This is a genomic window from Metabacillus idriensis, assembly GCF_050483325.1.
GTDB classification, from domain to species: domain Bacteria; phylum Bacillota; class Bacilli; order Bacillales; family Bacillaceae; genus Bacillus_P; species Bacillus_P idriensis_A.
Map to the genome: position 1 here is coordinate 22,197 of NZ_JBCMYF010000023.1, position 19,608 is coordinate 41,804.

The 19,608-nt window shown below is 42.0% G+C and carries 18 protein-coding genes; 2 read left to right on the top strand and 16 right to left on the bottom strand.

The window, feature by feature from the left end; genetic code table 11:
- Positions 1-61: 61 nt before the first annotated feature.
- From ABEQ24_RS13655 to ABEQ24_RS13710, 12 genes are all read right to left on the bottom strand, one after another.
- Positions 62-1,690 (bottom strand): MDR family MFS transporter, encoded by a 1,629-nt coding sequence (locus ABEQ24_RS13655; RefSeq protein ID WP_430007300.1) that lies wholly within the window; start codon positions 1,688-1,690, stop codon positions 62-64.
- A gap of 13 nt (positions 1,691-1,703) precedes the next feature.
- Positions 1,704-2,126: a MarR family winged helix-turn-helix transcriptional regulator gene (locus ABEQ24_RS13660; RefSeq protein WP_430007301.1), complete on the bottom strand. Its 423-nt coding sequence runs from the start codon at positions 2,124-2,126 to the stop codon at positions 1,704-1,706.
- A gap of 279 nt (positions 2,127-2,405) precedes the next feature.
- Positions 2,406-2,639 carry a YozE family protein gene (locus ABEQ24_RS13665; protein ID WP_430007302.1) on the bottom strand — a complete coding sequence of 78 codons (234 nt, stop codon included), beginning with the start codon at positions 2,637-2,639 and terminating at the stop codon, positions 2,406-2,408.
- 90 nt (positions 2,640-2,729) lie between these two features.
- On the bottom strand, positions 2,730-3,011 hold the full coding sequence (locus tag ABEQ24_RS13670; RefSeq protein WP_430007303.1) for a YokU family protein: 282 nt from the start codon (positions 3,009-3,011) through the stop codon (positions 2,730-2,732).
- On the bottom strand, positions 3,004-4,416 hold the full coding sequence (ablA, locus tag ABEQ24_RS13675; protein ID WP_430007304.1) for a lysine 2,3-aminomutase: 1,413 nt from the start codon (positions 4,414-4,416) through the stop codon (positions 3,004-3,006). The genes ABEQ24_RS13670 and ablA overlap by 8 nt, the downstream gene beginning before the upstream one ends.
- Before the next feature lie 87 nt (positions 4,417-4,503).
- A complete protein-coding gene (locus ABEQ24_RS13680) occupies positions 4,504-5,904 on the bottom strand; it encodes a sigma-54 interaction domain-containing protein (protein ID WP_430007305.1) in 1,401 nt (466 codons plus the stop codon).
- A 47-nt stretch (positions 5,905-5,951) separates the two neighbouring features.
- A complete protein-coding gene (gene ablB, locus ABEQ24_RS13685) occupies positions 5,952-6,806 on the bottom strand; it encodes a putative beta-lysine N-acetyltransferase (protein WP_430007306.1) in 855 nt (284 codons plus the stop codon).
- A gap of 73 nt (positions 6,807-6,879) precedes the next feature.
- Positions 6,880-8,310, bottom strand: a complete 1,431-nt coding sequence (locus tag ABEQ24_RS13690; RefSeq protein ID WP_430007307.1) for an aldehyde dehydrogenase family protein — start codon at positions 8,308-8,310, stop codon at positions 6,880-6,882.
- A 36-nt stretch (positions 8,311-8,346) separates the two neighbouring features.
- On the bottom strand, positions 8,347-9,648 hold the full coding sequence (locus ABEQ24_RS13695) for a peptidase (RefSeq protein WP_430007308.1): 1,302 nt from the start codon (positions 9,646-9,648) through the stop codon (positions 8,347-8,349).
- A gap of 12 nt (positions 9,649-9,660) precedes the next feature.
- The gene (locus tag ABEQ24_RS13700) at positions 9,661-10,311 is read right to left on the bottom strand and encodes a 3-oxoacid CoA-transferase subunit B (protein ID WP_430007309.1); all 651 of its coding nucleotides are present in this window, start codon (positions 10,309-10,311) and stop codon (positions 9,661-9,663) included.
- On the bottom strand, positions 10,290-10,988 hold the full coding sequence (locus ABEQ24_RS13705) for a CoA transferase subunit A (RefSeq protein WP_430007318.1): 699 nt from the start codon (positions 10,986-10,988) through the stop codon (positions 10,290-10,292). The genes ABEQ24_RS13700 and ABEQ24_RS13705 overlap by 22 nt, the downstream gene beginning before the upstream one ends.
- Before the next feature lie 17 nt (positions 10,989-11,005).
- Positions 11,006-12,349: an aspartate aminotransferase family protein gene (locus ABEQ24_RS13710; protein WP_430007310.1), complete on the bottom strand. Its 1,344-nt coding sequence runs from the start codon at positions 12,347-12,349 to the stop codon at positions 11,006-11,008.
- 205 nt (positions 12,350-12,554) lie between these two features.
- Between ABEQ24_RS13710 and ABEQ24_RS13715 the strand changes: the two genes are divergently transcribed.
- Entirely contained in the window at positions 12,555-12,740 is a 186-nt protein-coding gene (locus ABEQ24_RS13715) for a DUF6954 family protein (RefSeq protein ID WP_430007311.1), read from the top strand.
- 102 nt (positions 12,741-12,842) lie between these two features.
- On the opposite strand, the gene ABEQ24_RS13720 is transcribed toward ABEQ24_RS13715, so the two are convergent.
- From ABEQ24_RS13720 to ABEQ24_RS13730, 3 genes are read right to left on the bottom strand one after another with little or no spacing between them, the layout of a single operon-like run.
- Positions 12,843-13,292 (bottom strand): N-acetyltransferase family protein, encoded by a 450-nt coding sequence (locus ABEQ24_RS13720; protein ID WP_430007312.1) that lies wholly within the window; start codon positions 13,290-13,292, stop codon positions 12,843-12,845.
- Positions 13,293-13,302: 10 nt separating this feature from the next.
- On the bottom strand, positions 13,303-14,007 hold the full coding sequence (locus ABEQ24_RS13725; RefSeq protein WP_430007319.1) for a nucleotidyltransferase domain-containing protein: 705 nt from the start codon (positions 14,005-14,007) through the stop codon (positions 13,303-13,305).
- A gap of 22 nt (positions 14,008-14,029) precedes the next feature.
- Positions 14,030-14,530, bottom strand: a complete 501-nt coding sequence (locus tag ABEQ24_RS13730) for an ankyrin repeat domain-containing protein (RefSeq protein ID WP_430007313.1) — start codon at positions 14,528-14,530, stop codon at positions 14,030-14,032.
- Between the two features lie 254 nt (positions 14,531-14,784).
- Here ABEQ24_RS13730 and ABEQ24_RS13735 point away from each other — a divergent pair, with 254 nt between their 5' ends.
- Positions 14,785-15,471: a phosphatase PAP2 family protein gene (locus tag ABEQ24_RS13735; RefSeq protein WP_430007314.1), complete on the top strand. Its 687-nt coding sequence runs from the start codon at positions 14,785-14,787 to the stop codon at positions 15,469-15,471.
- A gap of 22 nt (positions 15,472-15,493) precedes the next feature.
- Here ABEQ24_RS13735 and ABEQ24_RS13740 read toward each other — a convergent pair whose 3' ends face one another.
- The gene (locus tag ABEQ24_RS13740; protein WP_430007315.1) at positions 15,494-19,102 is read right to left on the bottom strand and encodes a bifunctional 2',3'-cyclic-nucleotide 2'-phosphodiesterase/3'-nucleotidase; all 3,609 of its coding nucleotides are present in this window, start codon (positions 19,100-19,102) and stop codon (positions 15,494-15,496) included.
- Between the last annotated feature and the right edge of the window lie 506 nt (positions 19,103-19,608).

Sequence of the window (19,608 nt, forward strand, 5' to 3'; positions counted from 1 at the left end):
TTTGGGAAAAATTTCTTTTTGTATTTAAAAAACCAAGGCACTAAATGCGCCTTGGTTTCCATTAATTTTCGCTGCTCTGCAATTTGCCTGTGTTAATCTGCTTTTCTTTGTTTACAGCCGGCTGATCCTTTGCACTTCTCAGCGGAATTTCTTTAATAAAAAATGTTAAGAGAATGGCTATGGCCATCGTGATGGTGACAAAGATGAAAACACCAGATAGTGCATAGCTCAGTGAATCCTGAAGCTGATGAATAACGTTTTCAAAGAAGGGAATCGCCTCTTTAGGCAGTGTATTTTTGAGTCCATCAAGTTTTTCGTGATCCAGCAGCAGCTGCGGGTTTTGGAGAGATTCCAATTTGCCTGCAAGTTCCGGTGAAGCAGCCATTTGACTCGTGTCGCCAGTTTGACTTATGGACGCCATTTTATCCTTCATCCGTGAGTTAAGCAAGGTCCCCATGATGGCAACCCCGACTGTTCCTCCTACAGATCTAAATAGCTGTGACGAAGCAGTGGCTACACCCAGAAGCTTTTGATCAACCGCATTTTGAACGGTTAAGGTAAAGACTGTCATGCCGATTCCGATTCCAAATCCGACTAATGTTAAGTAAAAAACTAATAGATACTGTGATGTGTCAACACTCATTGTAGACAGCAAGTAAAGACCTATAGCTGAAATACACAGACCGACGATGGCCTGCAGCTTGTATTTCCCCGTTTTCGAAATAATCTGGCCGCCAAGCGCACTTGCAAAAACCAAGCCCAGCGTCATCGACATTGTCAGGAAGCTTGAATGCGTAGCAGAATAGCCGAGTACCCCCTGAATGAAGTAAGGAACGTACATAACGCCTCCAAACATGGAAACACCGATGACAAACCCAATTATATTTGAAATCGTAAAGATGCTGTTTTTAAATAAATCGAGTGGCAAGATTGGACTAACCGCTTTTCTTTCAACAAAGACAAAAATAATCAGAGACAGCGCTGTTGCCCCAAACAGGGATAAAATCTGAGCAGAATCCCAGTCGTATTTCGTTCCTGCCCATGAAAAAGCAAGCAATGCCGTTGTGATTGCTGCAGATAAAAAGACCGATCCAAGATAATCGACCTTCTCTCCTGCTTTTTTCACAGTTGAAGGGAAAAGCTTCCAAATTAAGAGGAGGGCTACTATACCAAGAGGCAAGAACACCCAAAAGACCCATTTCCACTCAAGGTTATCTACGATGTACCCGCCAAGAGTCGGACCAAACACACTTGAAATCCCAAACACGGCACTCATGGCACCCTGCCATTTTCCTCGTTCACGCGGTGCGAAGAGATCTCCTACTGCAGTAAAAGCTGTAGACATAATCATCCCTGCACCAAATCCCTGAATACCCCGGTAGATGATCAGCTGAAAGATATCCATTGATGTTCCCGCTAAAAATGCACCGACTGAAAAGATAAGGATCCCGATAATGATGAACGGCTTTCTTCCATAAATATCGGACAGCTTGCCAACAAGGATCGTTGTGATTGCACTTGTCAGCATGTAAATTGTAAATACCCAGCTGTAATAATCAAGTCCGCCAAGGTCTGATATAATCTTCGGCAAAGCATTTCCAACGATTGTTTGATTGACAGCAGCAAAAAACATTGCCGCAATAATGGCGATCATAATCGTGATTTTTTCTTTATGACTTAAATGTTCCATAATTCCACCTCTATTATTCTTCTAGTAATTTCGTTAATAATCGATTAAACATCATGATTTCTTCATCGGATACGTTTTCCAGTTTCTGATGAAAGTATTCTGTAATGGTCGTTTCCACTTCCGTCTTCACTCTTTCACCCGTTTCAGTCAGCTCCAGATAGACCACTCTTCTGTCATCCGCTGCGCGTATGCGGGTTAAAAAGCCCTTTTTGATCAGTTTCTCACTGACAGAAGTGATATGGCTCGCAGACACACTTAATTTCTCGGCAATCTGGCTTACATTTATTTGTTTTTGCTCATGAATCAGGCGAAGGACCATAAATTCATTGAACGGAAGATAAGTTTCAAGCAGTTCATTCAAATGGCTCCTGGTCATTTTATTTAACTTCCGGTAATTAGAGAGAAATGCATACGTAAGTTCCTGTCTTGTTTCCATTTTCCCCTCCCGTGCACTTAATGAAATTAATATTTAACCTGATTAACTATTAACTTTATTAAATATAAGATGATTCAAAGATGTTGTCAAGATTTATAGTTCAGTGTGCTTGTCTAAATGGTGTTCTGAATTATAAATTTCAAGTGCTCTACGTAATGGAGTTTTCAAATGGATTGTTTTAGGTGACCATTTGCTTTTCCAGGAGCTTTTCAGATAGTTTAAACCGTACACAATGTGCGTATTACGACAACAAAAAAACAACCTACATAGTAAGTTGCTTTAGTAAGTTGCTTTTTTAAGGATTTCGGTTTCATATAGGTCCCAGGCTTCATCGAAAACGACGAGGCAGCGGAGGTATGATCCGTTCAGTTCGAGGTAGGAGCTGATTTCATGGTAGTCATAAGAAGCCTTTGGGAAGCTGTGATCATCATAAGCGTCGTTTGCAAATCGGCTTATATCGTCGGCTGGTTTTGGATGTCGGTATTTCATTAAATAGTCGTAAAAAGATTTCAAGGTCAATCCCCCTGTCGCAATTACATATGGAAAGTGACCTTATTATAACGTTTATTGGATAAGAAGAAAACCTCAGAGGGTTATGAGATTTTAGGTGAAATCAAAGTAGTTGCGCTTCAGGTGACGCTTCCACTTCATCAGCTCTTCGTAAGTTACACGGTTTGGCAGCTCTTTTACGGCAATTAGAAGAAGCTGATTTTCGATTTCGTTAATGATCTTTTCGCTTTGATAGCTTATGCCGCAGTCCGGACAAGAGATGCAGGGCGTGTCTGAAATCTCGATGGCTCGGGATCCGTCAGGCAGCTCCCAATGGACAAGATTGGCTGAGTGCTTTGCATGCTGCGATTCACACCATTCACAGCGCTCACTCATTTTCTGCTGCCTTCTTTTCTTCAGATTTTAATAGCTGGGCCCGGTATTTTTTATCTTTTAATTCGTCGCGTTTTTCCCGCTTATCTTTTAATGTGGAGTGAGCAGGGTTTGTTTCAAACGTTTTTCTTCTATTGATTCTGCCAATCCCTTCAGGTATGAGATTGAACTGGGCATCCTCGTATAAACCTGCAATTCCTGAGAGTGATTTTTTGGATACTGAATCTGGATACACTTCATTAAAGTAATCATCTGCAAGACCAGGTGTATAATTTTCCGGCTCCGGATAGGTCGTGATGACGCCTTCAAAGTTACGGAGTACAACTTTGTCAGGACTTTGAGAAATTAAATAGTTTGGCTGCAGGGCAATTTTCCCGCCGCCGCCAGGAGCGTCAACGACAAATGTTGGAACCGAATATCCGCTTGTGTGTCCGCGGAGTCCCTCAATAATCTCAAGACCCTTTGAAACAGGTGCACGGAAATGGCCAATTCCTTCTGATAAGTCACATTGATAAATGTAATAAGGCCGCACTCTTATTTTAACAAGGTCATGCATCAATTTTTTCATGATTTGCACGCTGTCATTTATGCCTGCAAGGATAACGGCCTGATTTCCGACCGGTACGCCTGCGTTTACAAGCATTTCACATGCTTTCTTAGATTCTTCGGTAATTTCAATCGAAGTATTGAAGTGAGTATTCAGCCAGACAGGATGATATTTTTTCAGGATATTGCAGAGATTTTCTGTAATGCGCTGCGGGAAAACGACAGGCGCTCGTGTGCCGATCCTGATGATTTCGACATGATCAATTGCGCGGAGATTTTTAAGGATATATTCAAGGATCGTGTCATTAATGAGCAATCCGTCACCGCCTGAAATCAGCACATCCCGCACTTCAGGTGTCTGAGCGATATAATTGATCGCATCATCAAGCTGTTTTTTAGGCACACCCATGCCAATTTGACCTGAGAAACGCCTTCTGGTGCAATATCTGCAGTACATCGAACATTGGTTGGTTACTAGAAACAGCACACGGTCCGGATAGCGGTGAGTCAAACCCGGAACAGGCGAATCTTCATCTTCATGAAGCGGATCTTCAAGGTCATATTTTGTTTTATAAAGCTCCTGTGATATCGGAACTGACTGCATGCGGATCGGACATCTCGGATCATCTTCATTCATCAGCCATGCATAATATGGCGTTATATTTAAAGGGATGGTTTTTGTTGATATTTTAACCCCTTCTTCTTCATCAGGAGTCAGGTTTATTACTTTTTTTAGGTCACCCAGTGTGCGGATGGTATTTGTCAGCTGCCAGAGCCAGTCATTCCACTGTTCATCTGTGACATCTTTCCAGAGTTCGATGTCTTTCCAGTCGCGCTTCGGCTTGTATAGATCGTATTTCATGGCAGTTCCCCCATTTCGGTCTTTACCATTATTACATGCAAAAACCATGCCAACGTGACTGGAAGCCGATAAATTCACAGTTGATTATTAGATCTTCTGTTTTGGTGCCGAAAATTGGTCAGGAAAATATTTTTTCAGCTTATATTGAAGGGTTTGCCTCGGAATTTGAAGCAGCTTTGCTGTTTTTAAAATATTGCTTTCACATTCTGCAAGCGCTTCCTGGATGATTTTTCTCTCAATCAGGGATATTTTTTCATGAAGAGAATGCGGAATTTTTGCCGCCGCTTTCATATTCTGCAAGTACGGCGGCAAATGTTCGATATGAATACGATTCCCCTCACACATATTCATGGCATACTCGATGCAATGCTTTAACTCCCTGACATTTCCCGGCCATGAGTGGCGCTTTAACAGATCTTGCGCTTCATCTGCTAAACCTCCAATACGCTTCTGAAATTCGTGATTATACGATTTAATGAAAGAAGAAATCAATAAAGGAATGTCAAGCGGCCGTTCTCTTAGCGGCGGAAGATTGATGCCGAAGACGTTTAAACGATAATAGAGATCTTCCCGCATTTTTTGCTCCGAGAGGCATTGTTCAGGACTGATGTTCATGGCGGCAATCACTCTGACATTCACATGGATTGAATGACTGCTTCCGATTCTTCTGATTGTGCCGTCATCAATGACTCTAAGCAGCTTTGCCTGCAGATTCAGAGGCATGGATTGCAGCTCATCCAGAAAAAGCGTGCCTCCATGTGAAAGCTCAAATAAGCCAGCTCTGTCAACCGCACCTGTATAACTTCCTTTTGCTGTGCCGAATAATAAGCTCTCAAGCAAGGCCTCAGGCAGCGCTGCACAATTTTGGGCGATAAAAGGAGCATCTCTCCGCTGTGATTCGTTATGAATAGCCTGGACAATTAATTCCTTGCCTGTTCCTGTTTCCCCGTAAACGAGGACATTTGATGAGGTTTTAGCGGCTTTTTTAACAAGAGTTTTAGTCATGAGGAGGTTCTTGCTTGCTGTAATAATGTCACCTAGAACATACTTTGTGCCATTGGAACTCTCCGCTTTTGGAGGCTGATGCACTTGCTTTTGAAGATCGGCCAGACGCTCTGTCAGCCGCTTGATCGCCGAGTAATCTTTTGCAATCTCAACTGCGCCGATCACTTTGTCGTCTGATAAAATCGGCAGGCTCGTGTTCACCGTTTCAATTTTTTCGCCCTTTATAGTTATGTACGTTTGGGAATGGTGATAAATCGGCTTTTTTGTTTTAATGGCTTTCAATAGTGTACTCGTTTCCCCGGAAAGGGAAGGGAAGACATCAAATATATGCTTGCCGACAACCTCATCGACTTTCAGTCCATCATGATAAGCAGCAATCTCATTATAAAAAACGGTGATTCCATTCTCATCTACTGCATGAATTCCTTCATCAATCGTTTCTAATATATGATGAATGAGCTGCTCCCGATTTTGATTTGTCAAAAGCTCCCCTCCTTTAAGTAAGCTGCCGGATTTTCAGCATCAAGTGCTCAATTTCCGGCAGAAAGATCTTTGCACCATACATTCATGTTTTCAAGATCTGTGCTGATAACACAATTATTTGCGAGCCTGCCGGTATATTCGTAATCAAGCTGATGCAAAACGGCATTCATGCCGAATGATTCTGCTCTTGCAATGGAATAAGCACAAAAAATACCTTGATCACAAAGTTTTTCCTCAAGTAATAAGATCAGGCTTCTCATTAATTTATGTTTTCTGGCCTCAGGCAATGTTGCACAGTCTGTAATTTCAGCATTGTTGTAAGCAGAATTGATTTCAGCAGAAGCAGCGCTTACGATCATGTTTCCTTTTACTGCAAGATAATAGATTGTGCCTTCTCTCATTGTTTTTTGGATATAATCACTTGAATGAAGCGGTGTTGGATACACTTCAAATACGGCTCTGTATAATTCTGCAAGCTTCTCTGCGTCATGTTCATCTGCTGCACGAAATCCGTATGCGCCTGACTGCATGTGAACGGTTTTCTTTTTTTCATAGATTGCCGTGATGATGCTGTCCTGCTTTGTCCAGCAGTCGGTCTGTCTTCTTTCTTCACTTAAATATTTTGTGAAAAAATAGGCATCTTCACCGTGAAAATAATTCTTGATAATGGCTTCAAGCTGGAATTGTTCCTTTAATAGAACATGGATGTCACATGCTTTTCCTTTGATAATCACTTTTGTGAAGAGGTTATCTGCAGCTAATTTAGATGCATCTTTCAACATGGAGTCTGTCTTTCCGCGATAATCATCGATTCTGAGTCTTTTGTTAAAATAATCGAATACGGCTTCAGCACGATAATCCATTTTAGACAGCATTTTCATTTCAGAGTACGTTTTTTTCAAGGACGGATCTCCCTTCAGATAAAAAATCACCTTAAAAAATAGAGTGCAGTATGCCACACTCTATTCTTTAAGTTCAGAACTTGGCATGATTAAAAGAAATCAGCTTAAGTTCAGTCAGTTCTTCAATCGCATATTTAATGCCCTCGCGGCCGAAGCCGCTGTCCTTCACTCCGCCATAAGGCATGTGGTCAACACGGAAGGTTGGTATGTCATTGATCATGACACCTCCGACATGAAGGGCTTTAGCCGCTTGAAAGGCCAAGTCAACTTTATTTGTAAATACGCCGGCCTGAAGTCCATATTTTGAGTGATTGACTTCAGCAATTGCCTCGTCAAAGGTTTTGAAAGAGTTGATGATGACAATTGGAGCGAATGCTTCCTGACAGGAGAGGTTTACGTCAGACGGGACATTTAGCAATATCGTCGGCTGAACGGTCTGATTCTCACCGTTTTTGCCGCCGGACGCAATTTGTGCTCCCGCTCTCTCCGCTTCCTCAATCCAGGAAATCGCACGATCGACGTCTTCACCTGATATTAAAGAGGATACATCTGTTTCTTCATCAAGCGGATGTCCAAGCTTGAGTTTTTTCGTTTCCTCCACTGCTTTTTGGACAAATTCCTCAAACACATTCTCATGGACATAAATGCGCTGCACAGAGATGCAGACCTGACCTGCATAAGCAAATGCTCCTGTCACACATCTTGGTGCAATCTTGGATATATCCGTATCATCATCTACAATGACGGCTGAATTTGAACCTAATTCAAGCAGCGTTTTTCTCATGCCTGCTTCTTGTTTAAGCTTTTTCCCTACGTCAGGACTTCCCGTAAACGTAAGTGCTTTAATGCGTTCATCTGATGTAAAATATTTTCCGATCTCGCTGCCTTTACCTGTTACAATGTTGAGAGCTCCTTCAGGCAGACCCGCTTCATGAAAAAGCTTTCCGATGAAGTATGAACTTAATGGGGTTTGAGTCGCAGGCTTTAACACAACTGTATTGCCTGCCGCAAACGCCGGTCCAAGCTTGTGGGCGACGAGATTCATCGGAAAATTGAAAGGCGTGATCGCTCCAATGACACCGATCGGCTCCCTCACTGTGTAGGCTGTGCGGTTTTCTCCGCCTGGAGCTGCATCCATTGAAATGGTCTCACCGTTCAGCCGTCTCGCTTCCTCAGCAGCAAATGTATACGTCATAACGGTTCGGTCTACTTCTGCCCGCGCCGTTTTAATTGGTTTAGCGGCCTCTTTTGCAATAATCGCTGCCGCTTCTTCTTTTCGTTCAGCAAGGAGCTGGGCTGTTTTCAGTAATATATCTGCACGTTTATGGGCTGGTAAAGCGGTCATTTTACTGAACGCGCCACTTGCAGCGTCAACTGCCGCTTTTACTTGATCTTGACCCGCAAGGGCAACCTCTGCGAGCAGTTCATTCGTGTAGGGAGACTTTAATTCCTGATAGCTGCTTGCTTCCATATGCTGTCCATTGATCCATAAATGCTGCTTCATTTGCGAACACCTCAATTTTTTAGTCGTTATCTCCTGTTATTTACCCTCTCCGTCAGTCTGTAAAAACATCTCCTCTGATACTCCGCACCATTCCATTAAGAAAACAGCGAGAATTTTTGTGCATTCTATGATTTTATCAATCTCAATATATTCATTCGGAAAATGGGCCATCTCTGTTTCCCCTGGACCAAATACTATGGAAGGAATATCGCCTGCATGAGATAGGAGGCCTGCATCTGTACCCCAAGGAGAGGCTTCAATGATTGGCTCCTTATTCATGATTTCTTTATAGGAATCAATCAGTGCAGCCGTCAATGGATGATCGCCGCCGATTTCATTTGGAAGCCACCTTGCTCCAAACCATTCCAGTTCAACCGGATATTCTTTAAACCATTTATCCTTGGCAGAAAGATCAGACACCCATTCCTGAAATTCTGTCTGCACCTCTTCTATTGTTTCATTCGGAGCAATGCCGCACCTTCCTTCAAGAGTAACAAGATCTGCCACAGAAGACGGCCACGTGCCTCCTTCTATTTTCCCAATATTGATTGGAACTGGAATTGGAATGCTTTTATAAAGAGGATCGGTTATTTTTTCATTGCGCTTTTTTTCAAGCTCAAGGATGTGTTTTACAACGAGCGTACTTTTTTCAATGGCGCTGATTCCTTCATATCTTGTTCCCCCGTGTGCAGACCGCCCTTTTATTTTCAGCCTGAACCACATCGACCCCTGCTGTTTTTGAAAAATTTTCATTTTAGTCGGCTCTGGAATGATGGCTGCATCTGCTTTGTATCCGCGCAGTATGGCAGCGAGAGTTCCCGCTCCGCCGCTTTCTTCTTCAATGACACTTTGAAAAATAACGTCTCCTTTTAAGGAAATGCCAGATGCCTTAATCGCCTCCATTGCCATCAGCAGACAGACATTCCCGCCTTTCATATCCGTTGATCCCCGTCCGTAAAGACGGTTTTCTGTTACCTCAGCCTGATAAGGGTCGACATCCCATTGCTTTAAATCTCCTTCCGGAACAACATCGATGTGACCATTAAAAATGACGGATTTTCCTCCCCCAGTCCCTTTTAGAACACCGACAATATTGGGGCTGTCTTTAAAAGACGTTCTCGTTGCTACAAAATGCGGGTGCTGTTTGAGGAGTTTCCCGCCAGGCTCCCACAGATCAATATCCAGCCTCAGCTGCCGGCACTTTTCGAGCACGACCGCTTGGGCTGAAGCCTCCTGCCCCTGAACACTTCTTTGTTCGACCATCTTTTTAAGTAATTTAATTGACCGGTTTCGATTTTCGTCTATCCATATGCAAACTTGCTCCTGCAAGTTTTTCATCCTATCACCCCTTCAAAGATTCATGGCGATTTCAAGGTTTGCTCCTGTGCTTTTTATGACATCCTGTACAGTAAAAGGAGCCATGATTTCTTTTAAAATAAGTCCTGACTCTCTCACTTCTATCACTGCCATATCCGTAATAATCACATCGACACATTGTTTGGATGTGAGCGGCAGGGTGCAATCTGTGAGGATTTTCGGATCGCCGTTTTTATTCACATGATTCATGACGACAATGACTTTTTTTGCTTTGCCGGCAAGTTCCATGGCTCCGCCCATTCCAGGGACCCGCTTGCCTGGCACGATCCAATTGGCGAGATCTCCTTTTTCGCTTACCTGAAGAGAACCGAGTATCGTCAAATCGATGCAGCCCCTTCGAATCATGCCAAATGCAGTTGTTGTGTCAAAATAAGATGCGCCTTTTTCCAGTGTGACCGGATAGCCCGCAGCATTGCACAGCGTCTCCTCTTCTTTGCCTGGGACGGGTGTCGGCCCAATTCCGAGAATGCCGTTTTCTGCCTGTATCATCACTTGCGGTTTATTCTTTAAATAATTCGGCACAAGAGAGGGAATGCCTATGCCAAGATTCACAATCATGCCGTTTTCAATTTCCTGTGCTGCCCGTTCTGCGATTTTTCCTCTTATTTCGGCTCCCATACCCACTTCCAGTTCACCCCTTCACTTTGTACGACAGCTTGAACAAATACACCGGGGGTAATAATAGCTTCCGGGTCAAGCTCCCCCAAGCTTACGATAGTTTCAACTTCTGCGATGGTGTAATCTCCCGCCATAGCCATCAGCGGATTCATATTGCGTGCACTTTTTTTATAGATGATGTTTCCAAATTCATCTGCTGTCTTGCCGCATATGATCGCCACATCAGCTGTCAGGGCTGTTTCAATAAAATATGTCCGGCCATCCACCTGAACAAGCTCTTTTCCTTTTTCTGCAATCTCGCTTCCCATTCCTACATCTGAGAGAATGCCGCCTAGACCCATCCCGCCAGCGCGGATTCTCTCGCCAAGAGTTCCCTGAGGTGAAAATTCTACCTCCATCTTGCCTTCTGACATCAACGTTCCGGCAATCGGATTTGAGCCAATATGCGAAGCAATCACTTTGCGGACACGTCCGGCAGAAATCAATTTCCCGATGCCGATATGCGGAAAACCGGTGTCGTTGCAGATAATTTCAAGCTCACGTACTCCTTTTTCCAAAAGCGCGTCAATTAAAGACGGAGGCGTGCCAACACCGCCAAAGCCTCCTGCCATTAATGTGCAGCCGTCATTGATTTTGCCAATAACCTCATCAATTTGCCTGATTTTCTGAAATGAATTTGCGATCATACAGATTCTCCTTTTTATGTCATCGGCAGCACTTCTGCTTCTATTTCTGAAATCGTTTTTGAAAATAGCTGGACAAGTTCGCTCAGTTCCTCGTCATTTATGGTCAGCGGCGGGGCAATTAAAATCGCATCACCATCACCGCCTTCAATTCCTGCTGCAGACGGATAAACAAGGAGGCCGTTTTGCTGTGCTTTTTTAATGACGCGGCTTGTAAGATTGTAAGATTTTGAAAACGGCTGTTTTGACGTTTGGTTCATAACAAATTCGATTCCTATTAATAATCCTTTTCCCCTGACATCTCCAATAATCTCTGTTTTTTTCTGAAGTTTCTGAAGCTGTTTAATCAGCGTTTTTCCTTTTTCACAAGCAGCATCATTCAATTGATTTTTTTCAATATAATGCAAGACTGCAAGACTTACAGCTGCAGATTGAGGATTTGCGCTGTAAGTATGCCCGCTCATAATTAATTTTGATCCCTGCTGAATTGGCCGCATCACTCTGTCGCTGATCAAGGTTGCCGCTACCGGTGCATATCCCGCACTTAATCCTTTTCCGAGTGCAACGATGTCAGGAAGGGCTCCCCAATGCTCCATCGCCAGTGTTTTTCCGGTTCTGCCTATGCCTGTCATTACTTCATCCGCGATGAACAGAATGTCGTTCCGATCACAAATATCACGGATTTTTTCGTAATACCCTTCCGGCGGGGTAATCGCTGCACCCGCTGCACCGACAACCGGCTCTGCCACAAATGCTGCAACGTGATCAGCACCGACCCTTCTTATCGCGGTTTCGAGCTCTCCTGTACATTTCGCTTTGCAAGAAGATGGTTTTAAACCATATGGACAGCGATAACAGTACGCCGGAGAAACAACCGGATTTGCTTCCAGCAGCTGCTGAAACCGGAAACGGCGTTCTGGATAGCCAGATAGCGACAGTGCACCGATCGTAATCCCGTGGTAGCTCATCCACCTGGAAATAATTTTTGTTTTTTTCGGCATATTTTTTTCCTGAAAATACTGAATCGCGGTTTTCATGGCCGTTTCAATGGCTTCAGATCCGCTGTTGACAAGGAAGGTCCAGTTAAGGTCTCCCGGCGTCATCTCTGCAAGCTTCTTTGCCAGTCCCTCTGCAGCATAGCTTGAAAATTGGGACCGGTAGACAAACGATACCTCACGCGCCTGCTCCATCATGGCCTCTACTATTTCATTAACACCATGTCCAATTGAACAGGTTACAGCACCAGATGATCCATCCAAGTATTTCTTGCCAGCTGTATCGTATAAATAAACACCTTGTCCATGACTGACTTTTTTATAGCTTTCATCAAGCATAGGTTTGATTAAGTACTCCCTCGCCATCTGGAAACCCACCCCACTTGCAATCTGAATATCGTGCTCCTTTCATTCTATGTGAAGGATAAACAGGTTATTTCTATAGTTGAAGGAAGCATAAAATTAGATCTTGCACATGATTTGAAAGCGTTATCATTTTTATTAATGACATCTGTACCGCCTGTTTGTGCTGAAGCATAGGATGTATGAAAAAGGTAAAAGGTGATATTCTTTGAAGTGGATTATAAATGGGGTCTTCCTGCTTTTATTCATGCTGCTTGCTTTCTTTGGAATTGGTCCTGTGCTGTTTTCAGACGGAGCTTTGGATGAACGGATTGTCACAGCATTTTTTGTTTTAATGACGGCAAGTTTCCTTGGAGTTGTGCATCATTCTTTATTAAAGAATTTCTTTAAATAAACGCTTGGAAGCCATCCAAGCGTTTACTCTTTGTTCTTTGCTGTGTTCGAAATGATTGTCTTCTCCTGCATTGAGTTCTTCATTGTGCTCTTTTCCGAGCGTTTAAATGGAGTAGGTCAGAAAATCTCCCTTTTTGCCCCCCATTTTTTCATAAAATCTCTGTGCTCTTGCATTATCGTTCGCTGTTTCCCAGATCATGGCAGCGTATTGGTGCTCCCTGCTGTATGTGTGGCAGCTTTTAAAAAGACGTTCAGCAGCTCCAGTTCCTCTGAATGCTTCACGTACATAAAGATCATTCATAATCGTTATAGGTTCAGCTCTTGTAGTGCTGTAAGTGAAATACAGAGTCGCAAATCCTGCAGCCTTGCCGTTCACCTCAGCCAAAAATTGAATGCCTCTTTCTTTTTGGAGGAGTGTCATTATCAGCTTATGAATTTTATGTTGTGGAGGTTTTGGACACTGATAAAAATCGACAATGTATTCATACATAAGTTCTGTCAGAGATTCTAGATCCATTCGGTTCGGGTGACGTATGATAAAAGACAAATTCATCTCTCCTATTCTATTCTTTTTTCCCCCGTGAAAACCCTTCAAAAAATCTGCCGCCGTGCGGCTTTAAGATTGCATCCGCCAAAGCAATGACTTTATCTTTGCAGCCCGTACGGTAATACTCGTCAAAAGCCAAAGTGAATTCATCCGCAAATTCAGGATCAAATTGCATGAGCGCCCGCGGAATCCATTTTGATTTACCTATGAATCTTCCATTTGTCAGCAGGACAAATTCATGAATCAGCTGTGCGAGTACTCCTGCAATAAAAATTTCTTCAGAGCGTTTATTGCTGCCAATGAAATCATCAAGTGCATCTGTCAGGAAATAGCGTCTCGTTTCTATTTCTTTATCTGAAAGGGGATCCGGTCCTTTTTCTAAAAGCTCATGCGCTTCCTTTTTAATTGGCTGCAGCAGTTTTTCTCCTTTTAAAATATGGCCCTCAAAAACCATCCTGGGCATGGAAGGAGCCCCGCTTTTCCAGTCGTTTTGGAAAAACTGGCGATAGGACTCAAAGTTATGGACAAAAGCTTCAACTGGCCATCCAAAGGCAATAAATGATTCCCTGTAAGAGGATGGAAGGGATTCTTCAAAAATAACGAGATCAAGATCCGATGTATTTGTACCTTCGCCTCTTATTACACTCCCGGATAAAACAGCAGCACTGCATGTAGGAAAGTGTTTTTCGATGATTCTTTTTGCTGCTTCTAATGGCTCCATTTTCATGTTTTTCACGTTCGCTTTATGGTGTCTTTAGCACATTGATGAAATCTGAGTGATTCTTATGTTCTGCTATTTCTGCAGCACTCCCCTGTCCTGCATTTAGTGTAATGTCTGCTCCGTTATGTATTAATAAACTTGCAATCTCTGTATTCCCTTCAAATGCGGCTGTTTGAATCGGAGCATGCCCATCACTGTCGATTGCGTTTACATTTGCACCGTTCTGAAGAAGCAGCTTAATAAGCTTTGGTGACTGTTTTCCGGCAATGGCTGCATGCAAAGCCGTATTTGATGGAATAAATGAAAGCTTAGAATGGGAAGCGGCATTGATGTCAGCCCCCTTGTTTAAGAGCATTTCTACAAATTCAGCTTCCCCATAATGACAGGCTAAACCTAGCAGCGTGAGTCCATTGTCATTTTCTGAATCTGCTAAACTGGCATTTTCATTGAGCAATTCATTGAATCTGGCTAAATTCTTTTTTTCAAGTGCTTCAAATATTTCAGTTTTCATTAATTCAATCATGTCCATCACCTGTCTGTTTGAATTTTTTTAAAATCATGGTTTGAAATATTCCAATTTCATTCCCTAGAAGGTATAGTAGATTTTGCGGCTCTTGCACCTAAATTGATTATACCAATTTTTTCAATAATTGTAAGTTTGCAAAATTCCTAGTAATTATCATTAAAATTGATTAAGTTCACCTAAAAAGGGTATATATACAACAGAATTTTATCAGCATCAGCATAGATTAATATCCAGCAAAAGAGGCGTTATTTATGTCAAAGGAAGCATTATCTAAATTTAGAGATTTGTCGGGACTGCTGATCTTCCCTGTTCTTGGGATGATCTATGAAATATTAAATGCCAGCAAGCTTGGAGCTGAAAATATCGGGACGGTATTTGATTCCTTCATCCCATTTGTTCCAGTTTTCATCCTTCCATACATCTTCTGGTATGTTTTTATGTTTGGATTTCTGCTTTATTTTTGGTGGAAAAATCCGTCGGTTTATTGGAAAACGATCATTGCCATCGTGATCGGTGAAATCATCTGCTTTGTCACTTATTTTTTCTTTCAAACTACGGTTCCTCGGCCACAAATTACAGGTGACAGCTTTCTCTTGCAGCTTGTATCCATGATTTACAAGGCAGATGCGCCATTAAACTGTTTTCCAAGCATTCACGTTTTGACGACGATGATTATTATGCTCTCTTTTACTAAAATAAAGGATACTGGAAAAAGGATGAATATTTTCACACAATTTACAGGAATCCTCATCATTCTTTCTACCTTATTTGTCAAACAGCACGTCATTTATGATGTCATCTCATCCGTGTTTCTTGCTTCAGGGCTTTGGATCATCCTGTTTGAACGAAAAGCAGTTGCCTGGAAACTGGCAAACATAAAAAACAAAAGAGAAAATACAACAGAAAAAAGCGGCTTATCAAAGGATCTTCCCTATTGATAGGCCGCTTTTTTATGAATTTTTATTGAACGGACACCTTTTGAATGCGTCCTTCTGCTTTATATTCAAAAGGATTATCAAGGGTTTTTACATAATCTGCTGTTGCCTGTAGATCCTCAGGACCAACTTCCATACCTGTTGAGAGTGATCCGATTCCATACTTCAAGTTGCCGTACATATAGTTGTTTACCGTAACTGTATATTCTTTTGCCGGGTCAATCAGGCTTCCGTCAGGTAACAAAATATCCGCGACTTTGCCTGTTAATGCTGTGCTGTCATAAGTATATGTGTACTTGAACCCCGCTACATGAAAATCGAGGCCGCCAGCTGTGATTTGATTATTTAACACTGTTTCTAAATCTGCACCGCTTAATGTCACTTTGTTCAGAACGTTTCCAAATGGCTGAATCGAGAACAAATCTCCAAAATTGACTTCGCCTGCATCCAGCTGCGCTCTTACTCCCCCGCCGTTCATTAAGGCAAAGTCAGTTTTCATTGCCGCCTTCATGCCATCAGCGATTAAATTTCCAAGGGCAAAGTCCCCAAACTCAGTTGTATGCGATGGATACCCTTTTGGCAGTGTTGTCACGGATTCACCCACCACTTCCGCTTTTATTGGAGCAACTAAATCTTCGTACTTTTTCATGATGGAGGTAACTTCAGCATCAGGTGTGAAATCCTTTTGGAAAACCGTCACAACTTCTGCTTCTTTTTTCACAATTTCTCCTGAAATCGGGTCAAGTTCAAGATCTAAATCTGAAAAGGCTGATCCGTATGAATAAGCTTGAACGATTAATTTATTGTCTGTGAGTTTATCGACATTTACATGGTTATGAGCGGCAAAAATAACATCTACTTCGTCATCCACTTTCTCTGCAAGTTCTGTTGCATCGAACGCATCTGTATATCCGTCTTGAACAGCAGGATTATGAGCCAGAACGACGATTGCTTCTATTCCTTGTTTTTTCAGTTCTTCTGAGTATTTATTAACTGCTGCTATTTCGTCTGTAATCTGCAAAGTTTCATTTCCTTTTCTGACGATCATGTTTGGAGTTTCCTGTGTCACAACACCGATGAATCCAATCTTTTTGCCTCCTGATTCTTTGACAACGTATGGCTCTGTGATTAATTCACCTGAATCAAATGCATTGGCTGCAACGAGCGGAAAGTTCATCCCGTCATAATTTTTTGTGCCATTCGGATGATCTCCGCCATTCATCATTCTGCGAAGTTCATCAATGCCTTCGTCAAATTCGTGGTTGCCCAGGGTTCCTACATCCATTCCGAGGGATTCCATGACCTCAACAGTCGGTTCATCCTGAAAAAGCGCTGAAATGAGCGGACTTCCGCCAATCATATCACCTGAATGAACTAAAAGGGTGTTTGGATTTTTTGCTTCATGCTGTCTGATGGCTGCGGCTGTAAATTCCATGCTGCCCGCAAGCTCTGTTCCAACCTTTGTATCCGTGTCCAGCTGGCCATGTAAATCATTTAATCCGAGAAGCTGAACTTTAATGTTTTCTTTTGGCCCAAGTTCTAATTTATAAATGCCGAAGCCCTGACTGTCTGTTTGATTAGTAAAGGAAATATTGCTTTCCGCTTTAATATAGCTTTCAGCAAGCGGAGAAGACGTAAACGTGACGTTTACATTTCCATCAATCGCTGCAATGGACCAATTGTTGTCGGCTGTTGGAGTAATCTCTTTCATTTCAGAAATGTAATCCATCAAAATTTGGCGGTTTTCATCTGCAGAGTCAACAACCAGCTCGCTTCCTTTTACTCCAGGAAAGTTTCCGCCTCCTCCGGCACGATAGTTATTGGTAACAACGATGAAATCCTGATCATGATCCACAGGCTGTCCATTATAAGTCAGCTCTTTTACACGGCTAGATTCCGGATTGATCACATTTCCGTTTGGGTCATATTTCGCCGGCTTAGTTACATCAATTTGATACTGCACACCGTCAATTACATCAAAATTATAGACTGGGAAGGAAGGGTTTAATATGGCTTGAGTTTCTGTTTTGTCTGGATCGATTGTATTGAATTTTCCGGCAGACATTTCAACCCATTCCCGAACGACAGAGCCTTTCACTTTGATTGCTTTTAATGTGTTGTCATACAAGTAAAGATCTCCTGCACTGCGAATGGTTAAGTCGCCCTTTTTAATTTCTGTGTACTCAGCAGGACCATTGCGTCCAGCTTTAAATGGAGCACCTGCTGACAGAATCGGGAGGTCTTTGTATTCTGGTTTTTTCTCCGTGACATACTTCTCAACAAACCATTTTTGCGCATTTGTCACTGTTTGGATGGAAGGATCATCTTGAACGAGAGAAAAATAACTGTGAATGTCATCCGTTGTTTTGCCAATAGGCGTATTTACATACTGAATGGTTGCCTCATGATCCCCTTTTACCGCCTTTTCAATCCCGCTGTCCGGAGCTGCAGTGCTTTCAGTGACTGTCTTTCCTGTAACCGGATCTTTTATATCACGCCAGATTTCACGAGTAGAAGATTGAGAGTTTGAGATTAACCATTTCCCTTTTGTTTTCTTTAAATATAAATCAATAATTCCCAGTGAACCTCCGCCGTATCCTGCTTGTACAGCCGGTACACCGTTGATTGTTCCTTTGGCATTGTCAACACCAGGCAAAGGCTTTTTATCAGGCCCTAAAAATAAGCCATCTAATGCTGCTTCTGATTTGGCAGGGAACACCTTATGCGTATGTGAAAACGTAATGGCATCAATTCCTGCAACTTCACTCAGGGAGTATATGACATCTTCTGTATTCCCTTTGTTGCTGCTGAAACCGGAGTGAGCCATAGCAATGACAAGATCTGCTCCATCCTTCTTCATTTTAGGAACAAATTTCTCTGCCGTTTCAATGATATTCTTTGTGATGACTTTACCGTCTAAGTGCGCTTTATCCCACTCATTAATTTGAGGCGGAGCGAAGCCGATTACACCTATTTTAATAACATGGCGCTTTCCATTTTCATCAAGTACCGATTTTTTCAATATTTTATATGGAGCGTACTTGTTTTTGTCATTGTCAGGATTATCATCATGATCATCCACATAGACGTTTGCATTTACAAAAGGAAAATTTGCATCGTCATATGCTTCATCAAGAAAATCAAGTCCATAATTAAACTCATGGTTTCCAAGTGTTGCAATGTCATAGTCCATTTGGTTCATGGCAGCAAAGACAGGATGAACTTCACCTTCTTTTAAAGGCTTTATTTTCGCTTTATATGTACCAAGAGGCGTTCCTTGAATGAGGTCTCCATTATCAACGAGAATATGATTCTTTGCTTCTTTTCGTGCCTGTTTTATGAGTGAGGCGGTCTTCGCAAGCCCCACCTTTTCATAAGAGGCATTTTTGTAATAATCATAGTTTAGTAGATTTGTATGAATATCCGTTGTTTCCATGATGCGAAGCTTAACCGTGTGATCTTTTTTGCTCTTCTCTTTTTTCTCTGGTTTGTGTTCATTTATACCTGAAGCTGCTGCATTTTTCCCATGCTGTTCGGCAGAAGTCTGTGCCGATAAGAAGGGTGAGGATAGAAGTGCGATTGCCAATGAGGCGGAGACTGCGATCTTTGCAGGACTATACGTTCTTTTTTTCATTTGATGTTCACCTTTCTAGTGAAAAATTTGATTTAGTAGAACAATTTCCCTGAGTTGCTAGAAGTTCTTTACTAGTATAGAAAATAAATCCTTCTAGTTGTAAGTGAATAAAGTCATGTTTCTTTGCCCATATGAATTTAATAATTTCTTAATATATGAGGGGTTTATTACTTAACAATGAAACAAAAGCGCATTTAAAACGAAGATTCTTTACATTCTTTCTCACGTAATAAAAGGAATGTTTCCTTTTATTTCTAGAGGGGTATATCTAGAATCATAATCATACATATAATATTGAGAGCTTCTTATGAATGAGGAACGAACACCGATAAAAGGAGGCTGCGAAGATGAGAGAATTTGAAGAAAAAGAAGATCTGTGCGACGAATGTTCTTTTCATAAGAAATTGACATTCTCAGAAGCGGAAAGTTTATGGTTATGCGATACTTGTTCAAATGAAGAAAATTAAACAAAAGAAAGCCAGTTTCTGAAGTGACCCCAAAAAGTT

Bases quoted from the DNA above. Each gene is read 5' to 3' on its own strand.
- ABEQ24_RS13660 (WP_430007301.1), bottom strand. From the start codon at position 2,126: ATGGAAACAAGACAGGAACTTACGTATGCATTTCTCTCTAATTACCGG.
- ABEQ24_RS13690 (WP_430007307.1), bottom strand. From the start codon at position 8,310: ATGAAGCAGCATTTATGGATCAATGGACAGCATATGGAAGCAAGCAGC.
- ABEQ24_RS13725 (WP_430007319.1), bottom strand. From the start codon at position 14,007: ATGGAGCCATTAGAAGCAGCAAAAAGAATCATCGAAAAACACTTTCCT.
- ablA (WP_430007304.1), bottom strand. From the start codon at position 4,416: ATGAAATACGATCTATACAAGCCGAAGCGCGACTGGAAAGACATCGAA.
- ABEQ24_RS13670 (WP_430007303.1), bottom strand. From the start codon at position 3,011: ATGAGTGAGCGCTGTGAATGGTGTGAATCGCAGCATGCAAAGCACTCA.
- ABEQ24_RS13695 (WP_430007308.1), bottom strand. From the start codon at position 9,648: ATGAAAAACTTGCAGGAGCAAGTTTGCATATGGATAGACGAAAATCGA.
- ABEQ24_RS13655 (WP_430007300.1), bottom strand. From the start codon at position 1,690: ATGGAACATTTAAGTCATAAAGAAAAAATCACGATTATGATCGCCATT.
- ABEQ24_RS13710 (WP_430007310.1), bottom strand. From the start codon at position 12,349: ATGGCGAGGGAGTACTTAATCAAACCTATGCTTGATGAAAGCTATAAA.
- ABEQ24_RS13720 (WP_430007312.1), bottom strand. From the start codon at position 13,292: ATGAATTTGTCTTTTATCATACGTCACCCGAACCGAATGGATCTAGAA.
- ABEQ24_RS13735 (WP_430007314.1), top strand. From the start codon at position 14,785: ATGTCAAAGGAAGCATTATCTAAATTTAGAGATTTGTCGGGACTGCTG.
- ABEQ24_RS13740 (WP_430007315.1), bottom strand. From the start codon at position 19,102: ATGAAAAAAAGAACGTATAGTCCTGCAAAGATCGCAGTCTCCGCCTCA.
- ABEQ24_RS13730 (WP_430007313.1), bottom strand. From the start codon at position 14,530: ATGATTGAATTAATGAAAACTGAAATATTTGAAGCACTTGAAAAAAAG.